Annotated in this window: 12 protein-coding genes; 11 read left to right on the forward strand and 1 reads right to left on the reverse strand. The window is 42.0% G+C overall.

What is annotated here, in order from left to right; genetic code table 11:
• Positions 1 to 76 precede the first annotated feature (76 nt).
• Positions 77 to 2,938, forward strand: coding sequence for a glycoside hydrolase family 2 protein (locus DCO56_RS16985; protein ID WP_108634936.1), 2,862 nt, complete (start codon positions 77 to 79; stop codon positions 2,936 to 2,938).
• Between the two features lie 151 nt (positions 2,939 to 3,089).
• Here the strand turns inward: DCO56_RS16985 and DCO56_RS16990 are convergent, their stop codons facing one another.
• The gene (locus DCO56_RS16990) at positions 3,090 to 4,460 is read right to left on the reverse strand and encodes a glycoside hydrolase family 28 protein (protein WP_108634937.1); all 1,371 of its coding nucleotides are present in this window, start codon (positions 4,458 to 4,460) and stop codon (positions 3,090 to 3,092) included.
• 565 nt (positions 4,461 to 5,025) lie between these two features.
• Between DCO56_RS16990 and DCO56_RS16995 the strand changes: the two genes are divergently transcribed.
• The 10 genes from DCO56_RS16995 to DCO56_RS17040 all read left to right on the forward strand — a co-directional run bounded on the left by DCO56_RS16995 (position 5,026) and on the right by DCO56_RS17040 (position 22,282).
• Positions 5,026 to 6,348 (forward strand): rhamnogalacturonidase, encoded by a 1,323-nt coding sequence (locus DCO56_RS16995; protein WP_108634938.1) that lies wholly within the window; start codon positions 5,026 to 5,028, stop codon positions 6,346 to 6,348.
• 35 nt (positions 6,349 to 6,383) lie between these two features.
• Complete coding sequence (locus DCO56_RS17000) at positions 6,384 to 8,234, forward strand: rhamnogalacturonan lyase (protein WP_245935857.1); 1,851 nt, start codon at positions 6,384 to 6,386, stop codon at positions 8,232 to 8,234.
• A 59-nt stretch (positions 8,235 to 8,293) separates the two neighbouring features.
• Positions 8,294 to 9,064: a rhamnogalacturonan acetylesterase gene (locus tag DCO56_RS17005; RefSeq protein WP_108634940.1), complete on the forward strand. Its 771-nt coding sequence runs from the start codon at positions 8,294 to 8,296 to the stop codon at positions 9,062 to 9,064.
• An 8-nt stretch (positions 9,065 to 9,072) separates the two neighbouring features.
• A complete protein-coding gene (locus tag DCO56_RS17010; protein WP_108634941.1) occupies positions 9,073 to 9,852 on the forward strand; it encodes a rhamnogalacturonan acetylesterase in 780 nt (259 codons plus the stop codon).
• Position 9,853: 1 nt separating this feature from the next.
• Positions 9,854 to 11,449 (forward strand): arylsulfatase, encoded by a 1,596-nt coding sequence (locus tag DCO56_RS17015; RefSeq protein WP_219929408.1) that lies wholly within the window; start codon positions 9,854 to 9,856, stop codon positions 11,447 to 11,449.
• 114 nt (positions 11,450 to 11,563) lie between these two features.
• Complete coding sequence (locus DCO56_RS17020; protein ID WP_108634942.1) at positions 11,564 to 12,718, forward strand: glycoside hydrolase family 88/105 protein; 1,155 nt, start codon at positions 11,564 to 11,566, stop codon at positions 12,716 to 12,718.
• Between the two features lie 50 nt (positions 12,719 to 12,768).
• Positions 12,769 to 15,726, forward strand: coding sequence for a DUF4982 domain-containing protein (locus DCO56_RS17025; RefSeq protein WP_108634943.1), 2,958 nt, complete (start codon positions 12,769 to 12,771; stop codon positions 15,724 to 15,726).
• A gap of 38 nt (positions 15,727 to 15,764) precedes the next feature.
• Positions 15,765 to 16,076: an L-rhamnose mutarotase gene (gene rhaM, locus DCO56_RS17030; protein ID WP_108634944.1), complete on the forward strand. Its 312-nt coding sequence runs from the start codon at positions 15,765 to 15,767 to the stop codon at positions 16,074 to 16,076.
• Positions 16,077 to 16,088: 12 nt separating this feature from the next.
• Positions 16,089 to 18,830, forward strand: coding sequence for a glycosyl hydrolase (locus DCO56_RS17035; RefSeq protein WP_108634945.1), 2,742 nt, complete (start codon positions 16,089 to 16,091; stop codon positions 18,828 to 18,830).
• A gap of 278 nt (positions 18,831 to 19,108) precedes the next feature.
• Positions 19,109 to 22,282, forward strand: a complete 3,174-nt coding sequence (locus DCO56_RS17040) for a SusC/RagA family TonB-linked outer membrane protein (RefSeq protein ID WP_108634946.1) — start codon at positions 19,109 to 19,111, stop codon at positions 22,280 to 22,282.
• Positions 22,283 to 22,286: the final 4 nt, after the last annotated feature.

Here is a 22,286-nt window from a genome sequence, read left to right on the forward strand (position 1 = left end):
CAAATCAGGTAAGTTCAGGACACTTTAGTGTCCTGAACTTTTTATTTTAGGGGCTTGCAAACTCAATGATAAACCTATGCTTAAAATTCGAATAGCCTTCCTTACATTGCTGTGTGTTACGACCGTCCTAATGGCCTCAGCACAGACGCAGAAAGAAATACATTATCTTTCGGGAACAGACAATATTCACACGGTCAATTGGGACTTCTGGGTCACAGGTGGACGTAAAGCAGGGAAATGGGATAAGATTGCAGTGCCGAGTCATTGGGAACAGCAGGGATTTGGGGCTTACAATTATGGTCGGGACTATGTGACCTATGGAAAGAATTTTGTATTTCACGATGAGAAAGGTCTGTATCGGCATCAGTTTACTGTTCCAAAGCATTGGAAAGGGAAGAAAATAAGCTTGGTTTTTGAGGGGGCGATGACGGATACTGAAGTCAAGATCAACGGTCAGTTGGCCGGAGATATCCACCAAGGTGCTTTCTATCGGTTTAAGTACGATGTTACCGACAAGATCACCTTTGGCAAGACTAACATATTAGAAGCCACTGTATCGAAGATGTCTTCCGATAAATCCGTTAACAACGCGGAGCGTCTGGCGGATTATTGGATTTTAGGCGGTATTTATAGACCGGTGTACCTTGAGGCGACGCCACAGGAACATATCAGCTGGACGGCTATTGATGCAAAAGCAGACGGAACTTTTCGAAGCAATGTGCATTTGGAGGGCTTGTCTAAAGCAAATGATCTATTGGTAGAGATCAAAGATTTAAAAGGGAATGTGATCTCAACTCAGAAATTTCCGATTACTTCGAAAGATTCAGTGAAATTGGTCGAAATGAAAGTAGAAAAACCGTTGTTATGGACAGCGGAGACACCAAACCTATATCAAGTTACCTATACCCTAGTAAATGGCAAGAATAAAGGATATCAATATCAGGATCGTTTTGGTTTTAGGACGATCGAAGTTCGCCAGGGAGATGGCATTTATGTCAATGGGGTAAAAGTGAAGATGAAAGGTGTGAATCGTCATGTATGGTGGCCCGAAACCGGACGTTCGGTGAACGCGCAATTGGATCTGAACGATGTGAAATTAATCAAGGAAATGAATATGAATGCGGTGCGCTGTTCGCATTATCCTCCAGATAGGTCGTTTTTGGCTTATTGCGATTCATTGGGCTTATATGTTTTGGATGAATTGGCCGGGTGGCAAAAGGCATACAGTACCGTTGTGGGTAAAAAGCTGGTGCAAGAAATGGTTATCCGCGATGCCAATCATCCTTCCATTATACTTTGGAGCAACGGTAATGAAGGTGGACACAATAAAGAACTCGTAGACGAGTATAGGAAATATGATCTCTCCGCACGAACAGTGATCCATGCACACCATAGACCTGGGAATGCAATCAATGGAATCGACTGCAACCATTATGAAGACTTTTATTCGACCAAAAAAATTCTGGAGGGGCCGAACATTTATATGCCGACCGAATTTCTCCATGCGCAGGATGACGGTGGCGCAGCAGCAGGATTGGCGGATATATGGGAGTTGCACTGGAATGCCAAATTAGGTGCAGGCGGATTTATCTGGGACTTTGCGGATGAGGGTATCGTACGGACAGATTTCAATAATGTGATTGATGTCAACCGGGTAAATGCCCCGGACGGAATCCTTGGACCCCATCGTGAAAAAGAAGGAAGTTTCTATGCCATTCGAGAGATCTATGCACCTGTGCATATTAAAATGAAAAAATTACCTGCTGATTTCAATGGAACTATTCCGGTAGAAAATCGTTTCCACTTTACCGATCTAAAAGCGTGTCAATTTGAGGGTAAACTGATTACTTATCAGCAGCCCTATGCGGATGATTCGGGCATGGATTCGGTGCTAAACCTAAAAGTAAACAGTCCTGTAGTGGCTCCTACGCAAAAGGGAGCTTTGCAATTGAATTTGCCTGGTGACTGGAAGCAGTATGATGCGCTGGTATTGACCGCGACTGATCCACAGGGTGCGGAAATTTATACCTGGACATGGCGGGTAAAATCCAATCAAACATTGACTACTGAAATCCTACCTTTGAAATCTTCTGCGGATGTTGAAGCGAAAGAAGACAGTGTGAATTACATCCTTAAGGCAAATGGAATAACCGCTTTTGTTTCAAAAAAAACAGGATTATTGGTTGATCTAGCCAATGATTATAGCATGAAATTGGCTTTCAATAATGGTCCGGTGCTGATCGATGGTCAGTCAGAGCTGAAGAGCGCTAAACGTTGGCGAGAAGGGAAAAATGAGGTGGTCGAGTTTATGTTTGATGGTAATCTAAGCTTTATCCGTTGGACGATGCGTCCGGATGGTTGGTTGAAACTCGATTATGCCTACAAAATGAAAAAAGCAGTACCTTATGCGGGAGTAAGCTTCAACTTTCCTGAAAACTATATTATCGGAGCCAAATGGTTGGGAAATGGCCCTTACCGCGTATGGAAGAATAGGTTGCAAGGAGTTACGCTAAATACATGGGAAAAAATGTACAACGATGGAAAGGCTGGTATTGGGCCATGGACATTTCCTGAATTTAAAGGCTACTTTTCGGATGTCAGTTGGGTACAATTCAATACCGTTCAAGGAAAGTTTTTGGTCGCAACAGATCAGGATGATCTATTTCTGCGGCTGTTTGAATTTTATGGCATTTCAGGTCCCAAAGGATATCCACAATTACCTACTGGAGATATTTCCTTTTTGGACGCCATTCCGCCTATTGGAACAAAGTTGGCCCTGGGGATCAATGGTAATGCCGCAGTGAATGGACCTGCAGGAGAGCCGAATCAAATGGATAAAAAAATAGACCGGACACTCTATTTTTACTTTGGTACACCGAAGGGAGAAAAAGAAAATACCCAATTCGTGATGCCTAAAGTAAATGTATTGACCGATTAATGTACTGGTTCATACATAAAAAAGGGCTTTTCTATTTAATAGAAAAGCCCTTTTTTATGTATGAAGATTTATTGTATCAGGTTTATTGAATGATTTCATGGTGCGAATCTCTTTAATGAGGAGAGATTGGAAACCAATTCAGTATGGTCTGTTATTCTTTGTAGGAGAAATCCTTAACATATTGATTTTGGACTGCAGTTGAGGTTATTTTTTTGAGTCGTACATCCTTCAATTGAACCGTCTGAATGGGAAGTTCCGAATTGCCGTTGATTTTTGAAATAAATTGACCCACCTCCGCTTGGATGTTCGAAAGATAGATATTCGATATTGGCGTTAGTTTTTTTACTTTGGTTGGTACCAGGTTGCGCCATTGATAGAGCACATCTGTATCTATCCCAAGGATTCCCTCTTTTACATTTTGGGCTTTAATATTTGAAAAATAAATGTTTTTGACATAACCGCCCATACGTTCATTGGTTTTGATGAACAGTAAATGCATGAGTTTCTCATTAGGCAATACTGTACAATTATTTACATAGATGTTTTCGATGCCACCCGATAGCTCACTCCCAACGGCAAGTAATTGGTGACCGTCACGGATTTCACAATTGCGGATGACGATATTTTTTGTTGGTGTTTTTAATCGCCAGCCTTCCGGATTCCGGCCCGATTTCAATGCAATAGCATCATCACCTTGGTCAAAAATACAATTCTCAATCAATACATTCTCACTCATTTCTGGGTCGATCCCATCATTGTTATGACCATGAGCATAGATGTCGATCCCACGTACAAGGACATCTTTCGTTAAGTAGAGGTGTAAGGTCCAAAAAGGACTGTTTCGGATTTTGATATCCTCTACCCGAACCTGTTGGCAACGGTTGAATTGAATAAATTGCGGTCTAAGGTTGGATGTATCATTGACCATAAGGCGTTGTTCGACAGGTATCCCTTCTTGCGCCCAATTATAGAGATTTTTGATACTCTCCATATGTGGTTTCGGTCTTGGAAACCATTTCTCCCAAACAGTAAGATCCGCTTTTATGGTTCCCTTGCCAGTAATGGCAACATTTGTCGCTTCGTAAGCATAGATCAGCGGGGAGTAATTATAGCATTCTAATCCTTCCCAACTACTGTGAACAGCAGGCAGATAGTCCTTCGGGTCTCCCGAAAATAATAACGTTGCTCCTGCACTGACATGTAAGTTGACATTACTTTTTAAGTGTATAGCCTTAGTTATCCACTCACCTGGGGGAATAATGACATTCCCTCCAGCTCTTGTCGCCAGATCAATTGTTTGAGCTATTGCAGTGGCCGTACTTTCCTTATCGCCTTGGCGTGCACCAAAATCGCGGATATCGTAGTTTTTACAATGCTCGAAATTGGGAACCTTAAACGTTGGGATTTCAAAAGGAGCCTGAATGTTGATCTCTTCCTGTGCGAGCTTGCCTGTTTGCGCAAAGCTTAAGCCAACAAAGGATATTGATAATAAAATGATTGTAAAGATTGATTTATATGTCATAATTGATCAGTAATGTGTTCTGAAGGAGGTACTAGCGCTAATTGCTCCAAAGCAATAATTGTTAAAAATAAAGAACAATCATAGGAGAACCTAATTTTGCAAAGCAGGACAGTACAAGGTGGTTTGGAAACGCTTTCTTGCGGATAAGTTATGTACAAATTCCTACCAACTCCTGACTGCAAGCGAGTTGTTAAAACGACGTCAACATGGTATCTAAACAATTAAAAGGTGGACTCAACGTGGACTCACTATGGACTCAAGGTGGTTACAGTCAGGAGTTGGTGATAAGTTAGTAGGGAGTTGGTGATAGGGATTCTATAACAAATATATTACGAAAAGCTTTGAAACCTTGCTATTAGGCTCACTGTCAGGAAAAATGAGCGCTTGCTGACTGTGTATCTAGTTTGTTCAGGATACTACAGGACAGCTCTTCTTAAAAATGTTGATACTTTTAGATTAGCTACTCATTAAGCATATTTTAATGCGCTAATCAATTTTTAAAAGCTTTTCAATACATGAATTTTAATTGTTGGGCTAGGGAAAACATGTTTATAAACTAAATATTATGAAAAAATTCTTTCGATTTTTACAGTTACTAACATCAATTGCGGTTTTGTCAAGTGCGCAGGCGCAGGATAAGTTCCCAGATGGAACAGCAATCTCAAAGTGGTTTGAGACGATAAAATCGACCAACATAGAAACGCTCGGAAAGAAATTTTTGATCACGGATTTTGGTGTAACGACAGATAGCACCGTTGTGCAAACGGCCAAAATCCAGCAAGCAATTGATAAAGCCTATGCCAGTGGTGGGGGAGTGGTCGTTGTACCTAAAGGTATCTATTTGAGTGGGTCATTATTTTTTAAACCAAAGACACATTTGTACTTGGAAGAGGGAGCTGTACTAAAGGGAAGTGATGATATCGCAGATTTTGCATTGGCTGAAACCCGTATGGAGGGGCAAACAGTAAAATACTTTATGGCGCTCGTCAATGCAGATCAGGTGGATGGTTTTACAATTTCAGGCAAGGGTACACTCAATGGAAATGGGTTACGCTACTGGCGGTCTTTTTGGCTTAGACGGCAGTTTAACCCAAAATGTACAAATATGGACGAGATGCGCCCGCGTTTACTCTATGTATCCAATAGCAAAGATGTACAGATTTCGGGTATTCGCTTGATCAATTCACCTTTCTGGACCTCACATTATTACAAATGTGAAAACCTCAAATTGATCGGTTTGCATATTTCAGCGCCAAAGGAGCCTGTTAAAGCGCCTAGTTCTGATGCGATTGATTTGGATGTCTGCCGTAACGTATTGATTAAGGATTGTTATCTTTCCGTCAACGACGACGCGATCGCATTGAAAGGTGGGAAAGGGCCCAAGTCTGATAAGGATCCTAACAACGGCCCGAATTCAAATATCATTATTGAAAATTGTTTTTTTGGATTTTGTCATAGTGCACTGACGTGTGGAAGTGAATCAATTCATAGTTACAATGTGATTTTTAGAAACAACACGCTCGATAAAGCGCGTAAGCTGTTACAGCTTAAGATGCGCCCGGATACACCACAGGAATATGAAAATATTTTGATTGAAAATGTAAAAGGAAATGTCAATAGTATGTTGTTTATCAAACCTTGGACCCAATTTTTTGATTTAAAGGGCGAGAAAGATATCAAAATGTCCTATGCGAGAAATATTGTCTTGCGTAATATTGATCTGGATTGCGACATTGTTTTTGATGTGCTCAATTCGGAGCAATATGTACTGTCGGATTTTACATTTCAAAATATGCATGTCCGTGCGAGCAAAGATCCTATTATTCATAAGGAGTACATTAAAAATTTTATCCTAAACAATGTAACGGTTAATAATAAAAAGCAATAATATGTACCAGCATATTGCTTTGATGTAGACCTTGAATGATGAAAACAAAACTTATTCTTTTGACAGGAGCATTGATCGGTTCTCTTGCCGTTTCAGGCCAACGCAAAATGGAGTTTTTAGATCGCGGAATGGTCGGTGTAAAAACTACGGATAACGCCGTGTTTTTGAGTTGGCGTTTGCTGGGTACCGACGATTTTGACTCGGCCTTTGCTATTTATCGGCAGGAAGGAAATGGTATACAGAAAAAATTGAATAACGCACCTTTAACAAAGGGTACCAATTTTTTGGACGATCATGTTGACCTGAGTAAAGATGTAACCTACACCTTGGATATTGTGGCGGGAGGAAAAGAAAAGGAAGTTGCTAAACTTACTTTATCCAAAGATCAAAAAGTACAGCAATACCTGAATATTCCGTTACGCACCCCCAAAGGTTATACGCCAGGAGATGTTTCTGTAGGCGATTTGGATGGCGACGGGACGTATGAACTTATTGTTCATCAAACCGGTGTTGGACATGACAATGCACACAATGGGATCACTTCAGAACCTATTTTTCAGGCGTATAAATTAGATGGTACCTTTCTATGGGAAATCAATTTGGGTAAAAATATCCGGGAAGGAGCACATTATACTCAATTTATGGTGTACGACCTCGATAGTGATGGCCGTGCAGAATTGGTTTGTAAAACTGCGGATGGTACTAAAGATGCACTGGGACATATTATTGGTGATCCAAAAGCCGATTGGCGTGATACCGTATCAAGTTCAAGAACTGTAGGCCGCATATTGAAAGGACCTGAATATCTAACCGTGTTTGATGGATTGACGGGCAAGGCGCTAAGTACCGTGGATTATCTACCTGAACGTGGGGATCTGCGTTCGTGGGGAGACACGAATGCCAATCGTAGCGATCGATTTCTAGCTTGCGTAGCATATCTGGACGGCATACATCCGAGTGTCGTGATGACGCGGGGGTATTATGAACGAACGGCCTTGGCGGCATGGGACTTCAAAGATAAAAAATTAGTGAGCCGCTGGGTATTCGACAGCAAGGTTCGTCAAGACCCTTATTCCGGTCAGGGGTATCACAACCTCACAGTTGCTGATGTAGATCAAGATGGTAAAGATGAGATTGTCTTTGGGTCGATGGTTATTGATGATAATGGAAAGGGACTGTACAGTACAGGATTGGGACATGGCGATGCATTGCATGTCAGTGACTTGGATCCTGAAAGGCCCGGACTGGAGATTTTTGGAATTCATGAACTGAAAGGGGGACGAAAGGGGACGGGGGTAGCCTTGTTGGATGCCAAAACGGGAGCCATATTGTTTCAAAGTGCAAGAGACCAAGATATTCCTCGCGGTGTTGCTGCAAATATTGATCCCGATCGTAAAGGAGCGTATCTGTGGTGGCTGGGGTCTAAAGACAAGTATGATACCAAGGGAAATATTGTCGGGCGGGCTCCGAGATCGACCAATTTTTTGATCTGGTGGGATGCTGATTTAAGCCGTGAGCTTTTAAACAGCAACTATATTGAAAAATATCAAAATGGGAAAACGGAACGAATCTTTACAGCTATGGGAACATCGTCGATCAATGGCACTAAAAGCACACCCAACCTGAGCGCCGATATCTTTGGCGACTGGCGTGAAGAATTGGTCTTACGTTCAGAAGATAACCAGAATCTCCGTATCTATACAACGACGATCCCAACAGAGCAACGCGTATATACACTCATGCATGATCCACAATATCGCTTGAGTGTAACATGGCAGAATGTAGGCTATAATCAACCGCCACATACGGGCTATTACCTTGGTGTAGGAATGGATCGTCCGGTTAAACCGAATATTCAGCTGGTCAAGTTCACCCACAAGAAATAGAAGGGTTGGAAGTGCACGATTTAAATAGGTAGAGTAAAAAGAAATAGATAAGTTAGCACATGAAGCATACAATAAAATGGATAGGGATGGCTTTGACAGCCTTTCTTTTGATATCCTTTGCAAAACAACAGAATAAGCCTACGATTTATCTTATAGGTGATTCGACTGTGAAGAATAGTAATAAGGAGTATTGGGGCTGGGGAACATTGCTTCCTGAACTGTTGGATACTACACGTGTCCGAGTAGATAATCATGCGATGGCAGGGCGTAGCACAAGGACATTCGTCAAAGAGGGAAGGTGGGCAAAAGTTGACTCATTGTTTAAACCTGGTGATTTTTTATTGATTCAGTTTGGCCATAACGAAGGAAGTAAGCCTGATACGAGCAGACAGGGGTATCGCGGTGTACTGCGGGGGATTGGTCAGGACTCTATTGTATTGGATTGGGGAAATGGGAAGAAAGAGACCGTACGTACTTACGGTGAAAACCTACGTCGTTTTGTGATTGAAGCAAAGAAAAAGCGTGTAACACCGATCTTGTTATCCATGATTCCGCGCAACCAATGGGATGATCAAGGTAAAGTGAAGCGGGCAGATAAGGATTTTGGATTGTGGGCAAAGCAGATCGCGGAAGAACAGGGCGTCGCTTTTTTGGATCTGAACAGTATTACTGCAGATAAATATGATCGGCTTGGCCCTGAAGCGGTAAAATCCAGCTATTTTCCTGGGGATCATACCCATACGAATAAGGATGGCGCGCGCGAAAATGCTTTATCGGTTGTCGAAGGATTTCGTAGGATTAAAAGTCAGCTAATACAATATATTAAATAATAAAGAAGATGAAATTGAAATTGTTGCCATGGGCTGCGGTCCTTTTTGCGGTAATCAGCATGTCCTTTTTGGGACAGCAGCATAAACCGACCTTGTTTATTATTGGTGATTCCACGGTAAAAAATGGGCAAGGAAACGGTTCAAACGGACAGTGGGGATGGGGAAGTTTTATTGGCCAGTATTTTAAATCGGATAAAATCAACGTCAAGAACCGTGCATTGGGAGGGACAAGTACCCGGACATTTTATAACAACCCCAAACTTTGGCAGAAAGTACTGGATAGCATACAGCCGGGTGATTTTGTGCTTATGCAATTCGGACACAATGATTCAAGTCCCATTGTGGATACGTTGCGGGCTCGTGGAACGATAAAGGGAAATGGTGACGAGTATCAGGAAGTGTATAATCCATTGTTGAAGCAACATGAAGTCGTGTATAGTTATGGTTTCTATTTGCGACGCTTTGTGAAAAATATTCAAGATAAAGGGGCGACAGCAATTATCTGTTCGCCAATTCCGCGCAATGCTTGGGAAGGAAATCAGGTTCGTAGATCAGATTATGCGTTATGGGCTAAGGAGGCTGCGCAACAGGCTGGGGCATTTTTCATTCCATTACAGGAACTTGTTATTGCTCAGTATGAAACATTTGGAAAAAAGAAAGTAGAAACGGAATTTTTTGATCCGAAGGATGCGACTCACACGATTAAAGCGGGGGCCTTGCTAAATGCCAAATTAGTCGCCGAACAATTGAAAGCACAGCCCAAAATCGGGCTAAAGAAATTTATGTAGTATGATGAAACCAATATTTACGCTGTGTCTCTTTTTTCTGTTGACACGATTGACCCTGCATGCGCAGCAACGGCCAAATATTGTTCTGATCTTGGCAGATGATATGGGCTATTCCGATTTGGGTTGTTTTGGTTCTGAAATTCAAACCCCAAATCTGGACAGAATGGCAAAAGAAGGAATTAAGATGACCAACTTTTACAATGCTTCGCGTTGCTGTCCATCCCGAGCTTCTTTATTGACAGGTTTATATCCACATCAGGCAGGGGTTGGCGATATGATGAATAAGCGTCCTTTTCCAGCTTATCAGGGGTTTCTAAATAGAACTTCAGTGACTTTGGCCGAACTATTAAAAGGCGCAGGCTACGGAACCTATATGGCTGGGAAATGGCATGTGGGGCAGGAGAAAGAAAATTGGCCTTTACAACGTGGATTTCAACGGTATTATGGACTGATTGATGGGGCAAACAGCTATTTTGAAAACCGACCTTATCGGCCCAACCAAAAATTGACGATAGCCTTGGACAATGAAGCGATTGTTCCGCCAGCAGATTATTATAGCTCGGATGCCTACACGGATTATGCGATGACTTTTATTGGCGAGCATCTAGACACTAAAAAAGAGAACCCCTTTTTCCTGTACTTAGCTTTTCAGGCTCCACATTGGCCTTTACATGCCAAACCTCAGGATATCGCAAAGTACCGCGGTAAATATATGGAAGGATGGGATGCTGTCCGTGAAAGGCGTTTTGAAAAACAGCAGCAGCTGGGCGTACTGCCACCAACGACCAAATTGTCTCCAATGGATACCGCATTGCGAAAATGGAGCGATTGCAGCTGGGAGGAAAAAGTAAAATGGGATGAGAAGATGGCTGTATACGCGGCGATGGTCGACGAATTGGATCAAAATGTAGGGCGATTGGTTGATTATCTCCAGTCGAAAGGACAATTGGAAAACACTGTTTTTATCTTCCTCTCCGATAATGGCGCGAGCAATGAAACAATAACCAATACTGGATTCACGGCTGATATTAGGGCTGCCAATGAATTTCCGGCCAGCCACCCACGTTCTTTTACCGCCTATGGAATAGAAGGTGCCGCGGTCAGTAATACGCCTTTCAAAAAATTCAAGCATTGGGAGTTTGAAGGAGGCAATGCAACTGGTTTTATCGCCTATGGGCCAAAGTTCCTGCCGCAGGGAAAACAGTTTGATCTACCGGCCCATTTGATCGATATCATGCCCACCTTGGCGCAGTGGTCGGGTGCAAACTACCCAAAGAACTACGCCGGTAACACGATCAAACCGATGGAAGGAATGTCCCTGCTTCCTATTTGGACGGAAGGACAGCGGTCTGCGAATAGGGAGATTTGTTTTGAACATGAGGGCAATAAAGGGGTGCGCAAAGGAAAGTGGAAACTTGTCTCGTCTTACCCTGAAAACAAATGGTATTTGTATGATGTCGAAAAAGATAGGAGTGAAACTATAGACTTATCGGCTACTTTTCCAAAAATATACCACGAAATGGTTCAGATCTATGAAAATTGGGCAAAAAGGGTCGGTGTGATACCCTACGAGCAGCTCGCTCAAAAACCTTCATGACTTCACAGACACCAACAGCAATGAAAGCGAAAGAAGGTTCTTTCTGGCCAATAAGATCAGACACTTTCAGAAAAAAAGGGAACTCCCGTTATGAATAATTATAGCAAGAAAAACATGAAAATATTTAATACGTATACAGCAACTTTACTGATTGCGTTTTTCCTTTCGGCCTGTTCATCGACGAAAAAAGTAGTCGAACAGAAGAAGGAAATCACCGCTGGGGATGTACTTCAATCCTTGCAGTTAACCAATCGCTATTTCATGAATAAATGGACAGACACGGGCAAACCCATCTATACCAACCGTTGGCGGCCAAGTAATATCTGGACCAGAGCCGTTTATTACGAAGGTCTCATGGCACTGTATCAGATTGATAAAAACAATGACTACTACAATTACGCGGTGGATTGGGGAAATAAACATGAATGGGGTATGCGCAATGGTGTAGAAACTCGAAATGCCGATGACCAAGCCTGTGGGCAAACTTATCTTGATCTCTATGAGATTGAACAGAAACCTGAGCGTATCCAGAAGATTAAAGCGAATATAGATTACATTATCAAATCTGGCAAAGTAGACGATTGGACCTGGATTGACGCGATACAAATGGCTATGCCAATTTATGCTAAATTGGGTGTAATGACCAAGGATCAAACTTACTTTGATTACATGTATAAAATGTATCATCATTCAAAAACGCAAGAAGGTGGTGGCCTGTATAACAAGGTCGACAAACTTTGGTGGCGCGATAAGGATTTTGTACCGCCCTATAAAGAACCAAACGGTGAAGATTGTTATTGGTCACGTGGTAATGGATGGGTCGTGGCGGCTTTGGTCAGGGTACTTTCGTTAATCCCAGAAAACGAAGTACATCGTGCGGAATATATGGCGGATTATAAAGCCTTGATGGAAGCGCTTGTTCCTATTCAAAGACCGGATGGATTCTGGAATGTAAGCCTGCATGATCCCACTAATTTTGGCGGGCGTGAAACTTCAGGAACGGCATTATTTGTTTATGGTATGGCCTGGGGTATCAATAATGGTCTCCTGGATGCTAAAATATATCGACCTGTTGTAGAAAAAGCGTGGAAAGCAATGACAGCAGAAGCGGTACACCCTTCAGGCTTCTTAGGCTATTTACAAGGAACGGGAAAAGAACCTAAAGATGGTCAACCTGTCAGTTTTTCCAGTCAACCGGATTTTGAAGATTACGGTTTGGGTTGTTTTTTATTGGGGGGTACAGAGGTTTATAAAATGATGTCAAATTAATCCGATTTATTATAACCGGTCCAACATCAGCCATTGAAAATAATTATAAGATGAAAAGGTTATTATTTATTTTTTGTTGTCTTCTGCTTTTATGTGACACTCATGCACAATCGGGTCGGAAGACGCTTAGTTTTAACGCCGATTGGCGTTATCACATTGGCGATGTAAGCGATGCTTCTGCTACTGAGATCGATGACCGGGAATGGAAACAAGTTGTCTTGCCTCAAGCTTGGAATGAAGATGAAGCTTTTGCAAAAGCGATACATGACCTTTCTGCAAATATTGTTTGGTATCGGAAGAAATTTCGTATTCCTAAGGGCATTACTTCTGATAAAGTATTTTTAGAATTTGAAGGAATTCGCTTTGGGGGAGAGTTTTACCTTAACGGGAAATTTATTGGACGTCATGAAAATGGTGTCATGGCCGCCGGATTTGATCTATCAGATCTGATTGATCGTGATCGCGAAAATATCTTGGCGATACGCATTGACAATAGCTGGAGCTATCGGGAAAAGGCAACAAACAGTACTTATCAATGGAACGATAAAAACTTTAACGCCAACTATGGTGGGATCCCGAAAAATGTATTGATCCACTTTGCTTCCAAAATTTATCAGACCCTGCCTTTGTATTCCAATTTAAAGACTACGGGTGTTTATGTCTATGCGAAAAATATAAACATCCCTAAAAAGACATTGGACCTTTTTGTTTCTTCGGAGGTGAAAAATGAAACCAATAAATCGAGCTTAGTCAACTTTGTTGCCGAGGTACATAATGCAGAGGGAAAGTTGGTGAAAACTTTCTCAAAAAAGTTTAATCTCTCTGCGAATCAAACACAACAATTGACCATGAACTCAGCCTTGAATCAGGTTAATTTTTGGAGCTGGGGTTATGGCTATCTCTATACGGTTACGACAAAAATCTTACAGGACAATAAAACCATCGATGCTGTGCAAACGAAAACAGGGTTTCGAAAAACAGCTTTTAAGAATGGAATGGTGTATCTAAATGATCAAGTTTTGATGATGAAGGGTTATGCGCAACGTACCAGTAATGAGTGGCCTGCTGTCGGCTTGTCTGTAGCCCCTTGGTTGAGTGATTTTAGCAATGGGCTGATGGTTAAGAGCAATGCCAATCTTGTTCGTTGGATGCACGTAACCCCCTGGAAACAGGATGTTGAATCTTGTGATCGCATGGGACTAATGCAAATGTTACCTGCTGGAGATGCCGAAAAAGATACCCAAGGCAGACGCTGGGAACAGCGGACAGAACTGATGCGTGATGCAATTATTTATTATCGAAACAGTCCCAGTGTTCTGTTTTATGAATGTGGAAATGAGTCCATTTCTGAGGAGCATATGGCGGAGATGAAAGCCATCCGGGATCAATACGATCCAGCTGGCGGACGGGCAATTGGTTCACGTGAAATGTTGGATAGTAAGCTAGCTGAATATGGTGGTGAAATGCTATACATCAATAAAAGTGCCCGTCACCCGATGATTGCAACGGAATACATGCGCGATGAAGCCCTACGTAAATATTGGGACGAATTGAGCTATCCGTTTCACAAGGATGGTGAAGGTCCGCTTTACAAGGGTGTTGACGCCAGTGACTATAATAGAAACCAAGATAGTTATGTCGTGGAGACGGTCCATCGTTGGTGGGAGTATTGGAAAATGCGTCCCGGTACTGGTGATCGCGTAAATTCAGGTGGCGTCAATATTATTTTCTCGGATTCCAATACCCATTTTAGAGGAAAAGAAAACTATAGACGCAGTGGCGAGGTAGATGCCATGCGTATTCCCAAAGATGCTTACTTCGCCCATCAGGTCATGTGGGATGGTTGGATTGATCCAGATCCAAAGGGATTACATCTTGTTGGCCACTGGAACTATGCTCCCGGAACGAAAAAGGATGTATTAGTCGTCTCCGCTGCTGATCGTGTTGAATTATCCGTAAATGGCAAGATCCAAGGTGAAGCAGAAAAACGCTATAATTTCCTATACCGTTTTCCAGCGGTTGACTTTGAGACCGGTGTATTGACTGCGAAATCATTTACGAAAGACGGAAAGTTGTTGAACAAAAAAGAGCTAAGGACAGCCGGCGAACCTTATAAAATCCGTTTGACGGCGCAACATGGTAACAATGGTTTATTTGCTGATGGTAACGATATGGTATTGGCGGAAGTTGAAGTGCTCGACAAGAATGGCGTACGTTGCCCGTTGGCATCAAACACGATTGATTTCAACTTAGATGGGCCGATGGATTGGCGCGGTGGTATCGCACAGGGACCCGATAATTATATTTTGGCCAAATCACTTCCGGTGGAGGCAGGTATAAATCGTGTATTACTTCGTACACAGTACGATAAATCGGGTCGAGTACTGTTGAAGGCGACAGCTAATGGTCTTTTATCAGATTCAGTCGCCTGGACGGTGCAACCTATCAAAAAGACGGAGAATTATTTTGTAAAAGAATCTACTGAAAATTTACCTTCTTTTTTAGAGCGGGGGCCAAGTCCAGAAAAACCTACTCTGGTACAGCTGAAAAAAAGCCTTAAAATCCGTGCGGCTACCGCTGGCGCTAATTCAGAGAAGGCAGCACAATCCTACGACGACAATGAACTGTCGGATTGGGTCAATGACGGACAGTTGGGCACAGCATGGATAACATACATTTTACAGGAAAAGTCCGACATTGATGAGATCGATCTGAAATTAAATAATTTTAGATCAAGATCCTACCCGCTACAGATTTTCGTAGACAACAAACTTGTTTTTGATGGAAATACGGATATTACTTTAGGCTACTGTACACTTTCGTTTCCGCGTACTAGGGGCGAAAAGGTAACCATAAAACTTAAAAATGCGCCTTTTACTGCAAAGGAAAACAAGCAGGTAGAAATGGGCGGTAAAAAGCTTGATGATGGCGTGGCACGTAATGATGCCAATGCCAAAGGGACCTTGAGCATTATCGAAGCCGATATACATCAGGTGTTGGTTAATTAGGATTATACTGTAACACTAAAATAGTTTAATAACTCGAAATGGAGAAAATAGCATTTAAGATGAAATTAAAACCAGGCATGTCTGCGGAGTATCAGCGGAGACATAATGCGATCTGGCCGGAATTAACAGCCTTATTGCGCGAAAATGGAGTATCTGATTACAGTATTTTTTTGGATGAGGAGACGGATACCTTATTTGCTGTTCAGTATCTTTCAGGGCATTCCTCGCAAGAATTGGGCAAGGAAGCGATTGTCCAGCAGTGGTGGGATTATATGCATGATATCATGGACGCAAATCCGGATCGTTCCCCAGTTTCGATAAATTTGAAAAAAGTATTTCACATGGATTAGGCCAATTTTAACATGAAGAAAATCTATATATCACTCGTGCTTGCCTGTAATCTGTTGGCTTTCGGTCGAACGATGGCGCAGGATTTATGGCCAGCAGTTACCAAAGAAATGAAACCCTGGACGCGTTGGTGGTGGCTCGGTTCAGCGGTGGACAGAACTAACCTCGAACGGGAATTAACCTTGTTTGAAAAAAGTGGGTTTGGCGGTGTTGAGATAACGCCTATTTATGGTGCAAAAGGGTTTGAATCCAATTATTTGACCTTTCTTTCTCCCCAATGGATGAATATGTTGGGTGTAACAACAGATAAGGCTAATGCCTTGGGAATGGGGGTAGACATGAATTTGGGAACAGGTTGGCCTTTTGGGGGGGCTCAAATCAAAGAAAAGGATGCGGCAACAAAATTGATTCTGGATGAATTTGAATTGAAAAAAGGTGAAAAAATTACTTTCCCTTTGAAACCAAAAGACCCCAAACAACGTTATTTTTTCCTGCAAGCTTTACGCGCATTTAAATCCGATAATAGCGAAATTAATCTGGATGATTACAGTTCACATACCGATGGAACTTGGGAAGCGCCGACCGACGTACGTTTATTGGCTGTATTCTCAGGAAGAACGGGGCAAAAAGTGAAACGTGCAGCCCCTGGTGGCGAGGGGTATACCTTAGACCACCTGGGTAAAACATCTGTCGCATCTTATTTTAATAGGTTTGCAGAAGTTTTCAATGGAAAACAATTAAATGTCCGCGCATTTTTTAATGATAGCTACGAAGTATATGGCGCGAACTGGACAGATGAATTTTTACAATCGTTCGAACGAATAAAGGGATATAAACTGCAGGATAATCTTTTGGATTTTGCAGGAAAGGGAGGAAATGAAAATAAAACAGCACGTCTAAAATCTGATTATCGTGAAGTTGTAAATGCGTTACTGGCCAACAACTTTTTGATCCCATTTACAGATTTTGCCCATCGCTATCAAGCGATTTCAAAAAATCAAGCGCATGGATCTCCAGGAAACCTGATTGATTTATATGCCGATACAGATATTCCCGAGTGTGAAACCTTCGGTTCCAGTAGTTTTGCTATTCCCGGATTAAGACGTGACACTGCCGATATTCGTAATGTAGACCCGGATCCAATAATGGCTAAGTTTGCAACCTCAGCAGCAAATGTGTATGGGAAGAAATATACTTCTTCGGAGACGTTCACTTGGTTGACGGAACATTTTAAAACCTCCTTGTCACAAACGAAACCCGAAGTTGAACAATTATTCCTGGCGGGGGTGAATCATGTGTTCTACCATGGGACAACCTATTCGCCTAAAAATGTTCCCTTTCCGGGTTGGTTATTCTATGCGTCTGTTAACTTTGTTCCCCAAAATTCATTCTGGGATCACCTATCCGGTTTGAACCAATATATTACACGTGTCCAATCCATTCTACAGTCCAGTCGTGCCGACAATGAATTGTTGGTGTATTGGCCCATTTACGATATTTGGAACAATGCCAAGGGGATGGATAAAGCGTTGAAGGTTCATGATGTTGACGAGTGGTTGCACCCAACGCAATTTTATAAACAAAGTGTTCAACTACAGAAACGTGGGTATAGCTTTGATTTTGCCACAGATAAAATTCTGGCGGGAACAACTGTAAACGACGGAAAACTAAAGACTTCGAAGGATGCGATCCCGTATCGAGCGATTTATATCCCTGCCTGTCATTATTTTTCCGAAGTGACGCTTCAGAAAATTTTAGAAATGGCGAAGCAAGGAGCAACTGTCATTTTCCAACAATTACCGCAGGAAGTACGTGGGTATAATCAATTGGATGAACGCACTGCGCTATTCAATAAATTAATTACGTCGCTTGGTTTTGAAAAAAATAATGCGAACCAGTATACGGCTTTTGGAAAAGGTAAAATCTATCTGACGACGGATGTCAATTCAGCCCTCGAAACAGAACAGATCGCACCCGAACGAATTAACCAAACAGGGTTGAAATTTTCAAGGAGAGTCTCTGGTAAGGATACGTATTATTATTTGGTCAATCACAGCGGGCAGACCGTGGATCGTAGTATGACGCTAAATGCTCAGGCTAAATATTATTCTTTTTTGGATCCGCAGACGGGAAGAGTATTTAAGTTACCATCAAGGGATGGTAAAATACGGGTGCAGATTCCTTCGGGTTATTCTTGGATCATTTTGGCTTCTGAGCAGCAAGCCGTGGAACCATTCCGCTATCAAGATGAATTGATTCAAGTGACTCAATTGGATCATGATTGGAAAGTGAGCTTTATTTCAGGAGGATCTGTTTTACCGCATGCTAGAAAAATCGGTCGACTGTCATCCTGGACGGAATGGGGCGACAAGGATGCGATCAATTTTTCGGGTACCGCAGCGTATGAGAAAACATTTTCCATCGAGAAGGATCAATCGAAATCTTACCTGTTGAAGCTTGGGCGTGTTGCTGAAAGTGCTCGTGTATTTATTAATGGAAAGGATGCGGGTATTTTATGGTCGATACCCTTTCAACAGGATGTCACCAAGTGGTTGGTCAATGGAGAAAATAAAATCCGTATCGAGGTTGCTAATCTAATGGCAAACCGTATTCGTCAGCTGGATCAGCAAAAATTTGCCTGGCGTAATTATCATGAAATAAACTTTGTCAATATCAACTATAAAAACTTTGATGCCAGCGATTGGAAACCAATGGAAAGTGGTCTGATCGGCCCTGTGACTTTGTGGAGTTATTAGGGGAAATCGATTGGATGTATTTACTGTAAATCATCCTTGACTGGTCAATTTTTCGCCATGGCAAGAAGTTTATATGGAGCTGTAGCTGGAATTGAAGACGATGAACCTGTTACATTAAAAAAAATAATAGTTGCAGAAAGCCCCATTTATGGGGCTTTTTGGTTTCTGTAACAGGCTGGATACACAAGAGCCTGTAAGTTCAGGATAGTTAGTTTAAAGAGATACTATAACTTCCAGTTACCAATATAAATCACAAATAACAATTTAAACTTCAACCCATGAAAAATATCTTACGATATGGTACCGTAGTAATGGCCCAGTTGGCTTTGACTCAGGTATTATATGCTCAAGAACTGCTGAAGGGAAAAGTTGTTGACGATAAAAGTCAACCTATCAGCGGAGTGACTATCCTTGTCAACGGCAAAGGTAGTGGAACAACGAATCAAAATGGTGAATTTGGTATCGTTGCCAAGCCAGGGGATAAAATTACCTTCACTTCGATAGAATACCTCACTAAAACCCTAAATGTAGCTAACCTCTCGTTTTTACAAGTGAACTTGACACCTAAACAAGAATCGCTTGACGAGGTCGTTGTCATTGGTTATGGATCCCAAAAACGGACTAATCTTATTGCTCCAGTTTCAAAATTTAATGCTGAGAATCTCGATGAGCGTCCTATTGCGCGGGTTGATCAGGCCCTGATCGGGCAGATGTCTGGGGTGCGGGTTAAGCAATCCACTGGTGTTCCAGGAAAAGGGTTAAGTGTGCAGGTTAGGGGATCGGGGTCTATCACTGCCGGAAGTGAACCTTTGTATGTCATTGATGGTTTTCCATTGTCGACGGCCTCACAGAATGGTTCGGGAAATTATGCTTCGGGAAATCCTTTGGATAATATGAACCCAAATGATATTGAATCTGTGGAAGTGCTCAAAGATGCATCTGCAGCTGCGATTTATGGATCTAGAGCTGCAAACGGCGTCGTTTTGATTACAACAAAGCGCGGTAAGAGCGGCCAAGCTAAAGTGAGTCTGAATTCATATGTAGGCATTTCCGAGGCTTATAAGAAATTGGATATGCTCAATGGAGAAGAATGGATAGATAGAGCGGTCGAGATGATTAATGCACAGTGGGAAGCCTCGGGAGCAGGAAGGCTGGCCAGCCAAAGCAATGCTGAACGAAGGAAGATATTAGGCCTTGCCGATGGGACATACAATACAACCTATATGTACGATGATCGATGGCTAGAGCCGGGACACCCAGGGCTTTACCTTATTAATTGGCAGGACGAAGCTTATCGGAAAGGGGTAATTCAAAACTATCAAGTTGCGGCTTCGGGTGCGACGGAGTTTGTCAATTATTATGTTTCAGGAAATTATCTCAATCAGCAAGGAATTGTCAAAGGCCTGGATTATAAAAATTATACCGCGAGAGCCAATGTTGAAGTGAAACCCAATAAAAAGTTTGCATTTGGCTTAAACCTAGCTCCAACTTATTCTATTGGGAATGACCCCGGTGTGGAAGGAAAAGATAATATTATGCATCAGATTTATTCCATGTCACCTGTGCAGGACCATCCTGCGGGGACAGTGAACGTTTTTGACAATGAAAAATATCCTTGGAGCACGTCGACAAATGATCCAATTGCAAAATTGAACTATTATATCGGAGAAAATAAAATTTCACGTTTATTGGGGACAGTTTATGGGCAGTACAATATTTTGGAGAACTTGAATTTTAAGACAACGGTCAATTTGGATCAAACCGATAGCCGAAGCAATAGATTTCAGCCCTACACAGTAGGCGGTACCTTAGCTAATCGAACCAATAACCCGAATCAGGCTACCTACGGATCCAATAATGTGTATCGGAAACAGACATTCGTTAATGAAAATACCTTAAACTATCACCTCAATATTGACAAACATGATATTACTGCTTTGCTGGGGCAGGCTTATAATTTTGATAAGCTTGAAACTTCTTCAATAACCTCGCAGGGAGGTTACACCAATAGCTCCATTACAACCTTAAATGGTGCGGTCGCGACGGTAGCCACAACAGGGGCGACGCAAAGTGTCTTGTTGTCTTATTTTGGACGGGTGCAATATGCCTATGATGGAAAATACCTTTTGTCAGGAAGCATTCGGCGGGATGGTTCATCACGTTTCGGATCCAACACAAAATGGGGCTGGTTTCCTTCGCTATCAATGGGTTGGCGTTTGTCAGAGGAGAATTTTATGAAGCCGATTTCCTTTATTAATGAGCTGAAATTGCGCGGAAGTTATGGAGAGTCAGGAAATAATAATATTGGTGATTACAGTAGCATTGCCTTATTGGGATTTTATAATTATTCGTTAAATGGCTTGTCAGCATCTGGACAGGCTCCAAGCAATATTATTAATCCAGATCTGAAATGGGAAAAATCCAGGACCTATGATGTAGGGTTGGATTTTGGCTTATTGGGCTCGCGTATCACTGGCTCATTTGACTGGTATACACGCAAGAGCAGTGATTTATTATTAAATGTACCTTCTATGCTGGCTACCGGTTTTTCCTCCTATTTGGATAATGCCGGTGAAGTGAAAAGTAAAGGCTGGGATTTGGAGATTACTTCACATCAGATTAGAAAGTCCGATTTTTCATGGTCCACCTCTTTTAACATAAGTCATAATTCCAACAAGGTAACAAAACTTGATGGTGAACAAAAAGAAATCTTAATCCCGTCTTCGTTTGATATCCAACATAGCCTTTTACGGATTGGTGAACCTATGTACAGTATTTATGTCGTTAAACAAGATGGTATACTGAGTCAAGCAGACATTGATGCCGGGGCGGCATTGTATGGCAGCCAAAAGGCTGGTGATCCAAAATATGTAGATTCCAATGGTGATGGCGTGATCGATGCTAATGATCGTGTAATCGTGGGACATCCAAACCCCAGTTATACGTGGGGAATAACCAACAACTTTAAGTATAAAAATTTTGATTTGAGCTTTATGTTCCAAGGGCAAAATGGTGGGCATATCTATTCTTTGTTGGGTAGAGCACTGGGACGTACGGGCCAAGGGGCATCGGACAATGCACTCGGATTCTATCGGGATAGATGGCGTTCAGAAGATGATCCAGGAGAAGGTCGTGTGGGAAAAGCCTATTCAACCTTTGGACGGATTAAAAATACAGATTGGCTGTATTCTTCAGATTACTGGCGCCTACGCAATGTAACTTTAGGTTATAATATGAGAGACTTGAAACTTGGGAGTCAGTCCAAACTTAGTTTAGTCCGTTTATTCGTGACATTGGAGAATTTTTGGGGAAAAGACAAGTATGACGGTGGTGTAAATCCAGAATCGTCCAATACGAATTTAAGTGGAAGTACTGATTATCCGGAAGCAGGTGATTATGGAGGCTTAGCAATTCCAAAAACAGTAACATTTGGTTTAAACGTAAATTTTTAAGACG

Origin of the sequence: Sphingobacterium athyrii, assembly GCF_003071065.1 — a bacterium.
In the GTDB taxonomy this organism is placed as follows: domain Bacteria; phylum Bacteroidota; class Bacteroidia; order Sphingobacteriales; family Sphingobacteriaceae; genus Sphingobacterium; species Sphingobacterium athyrii.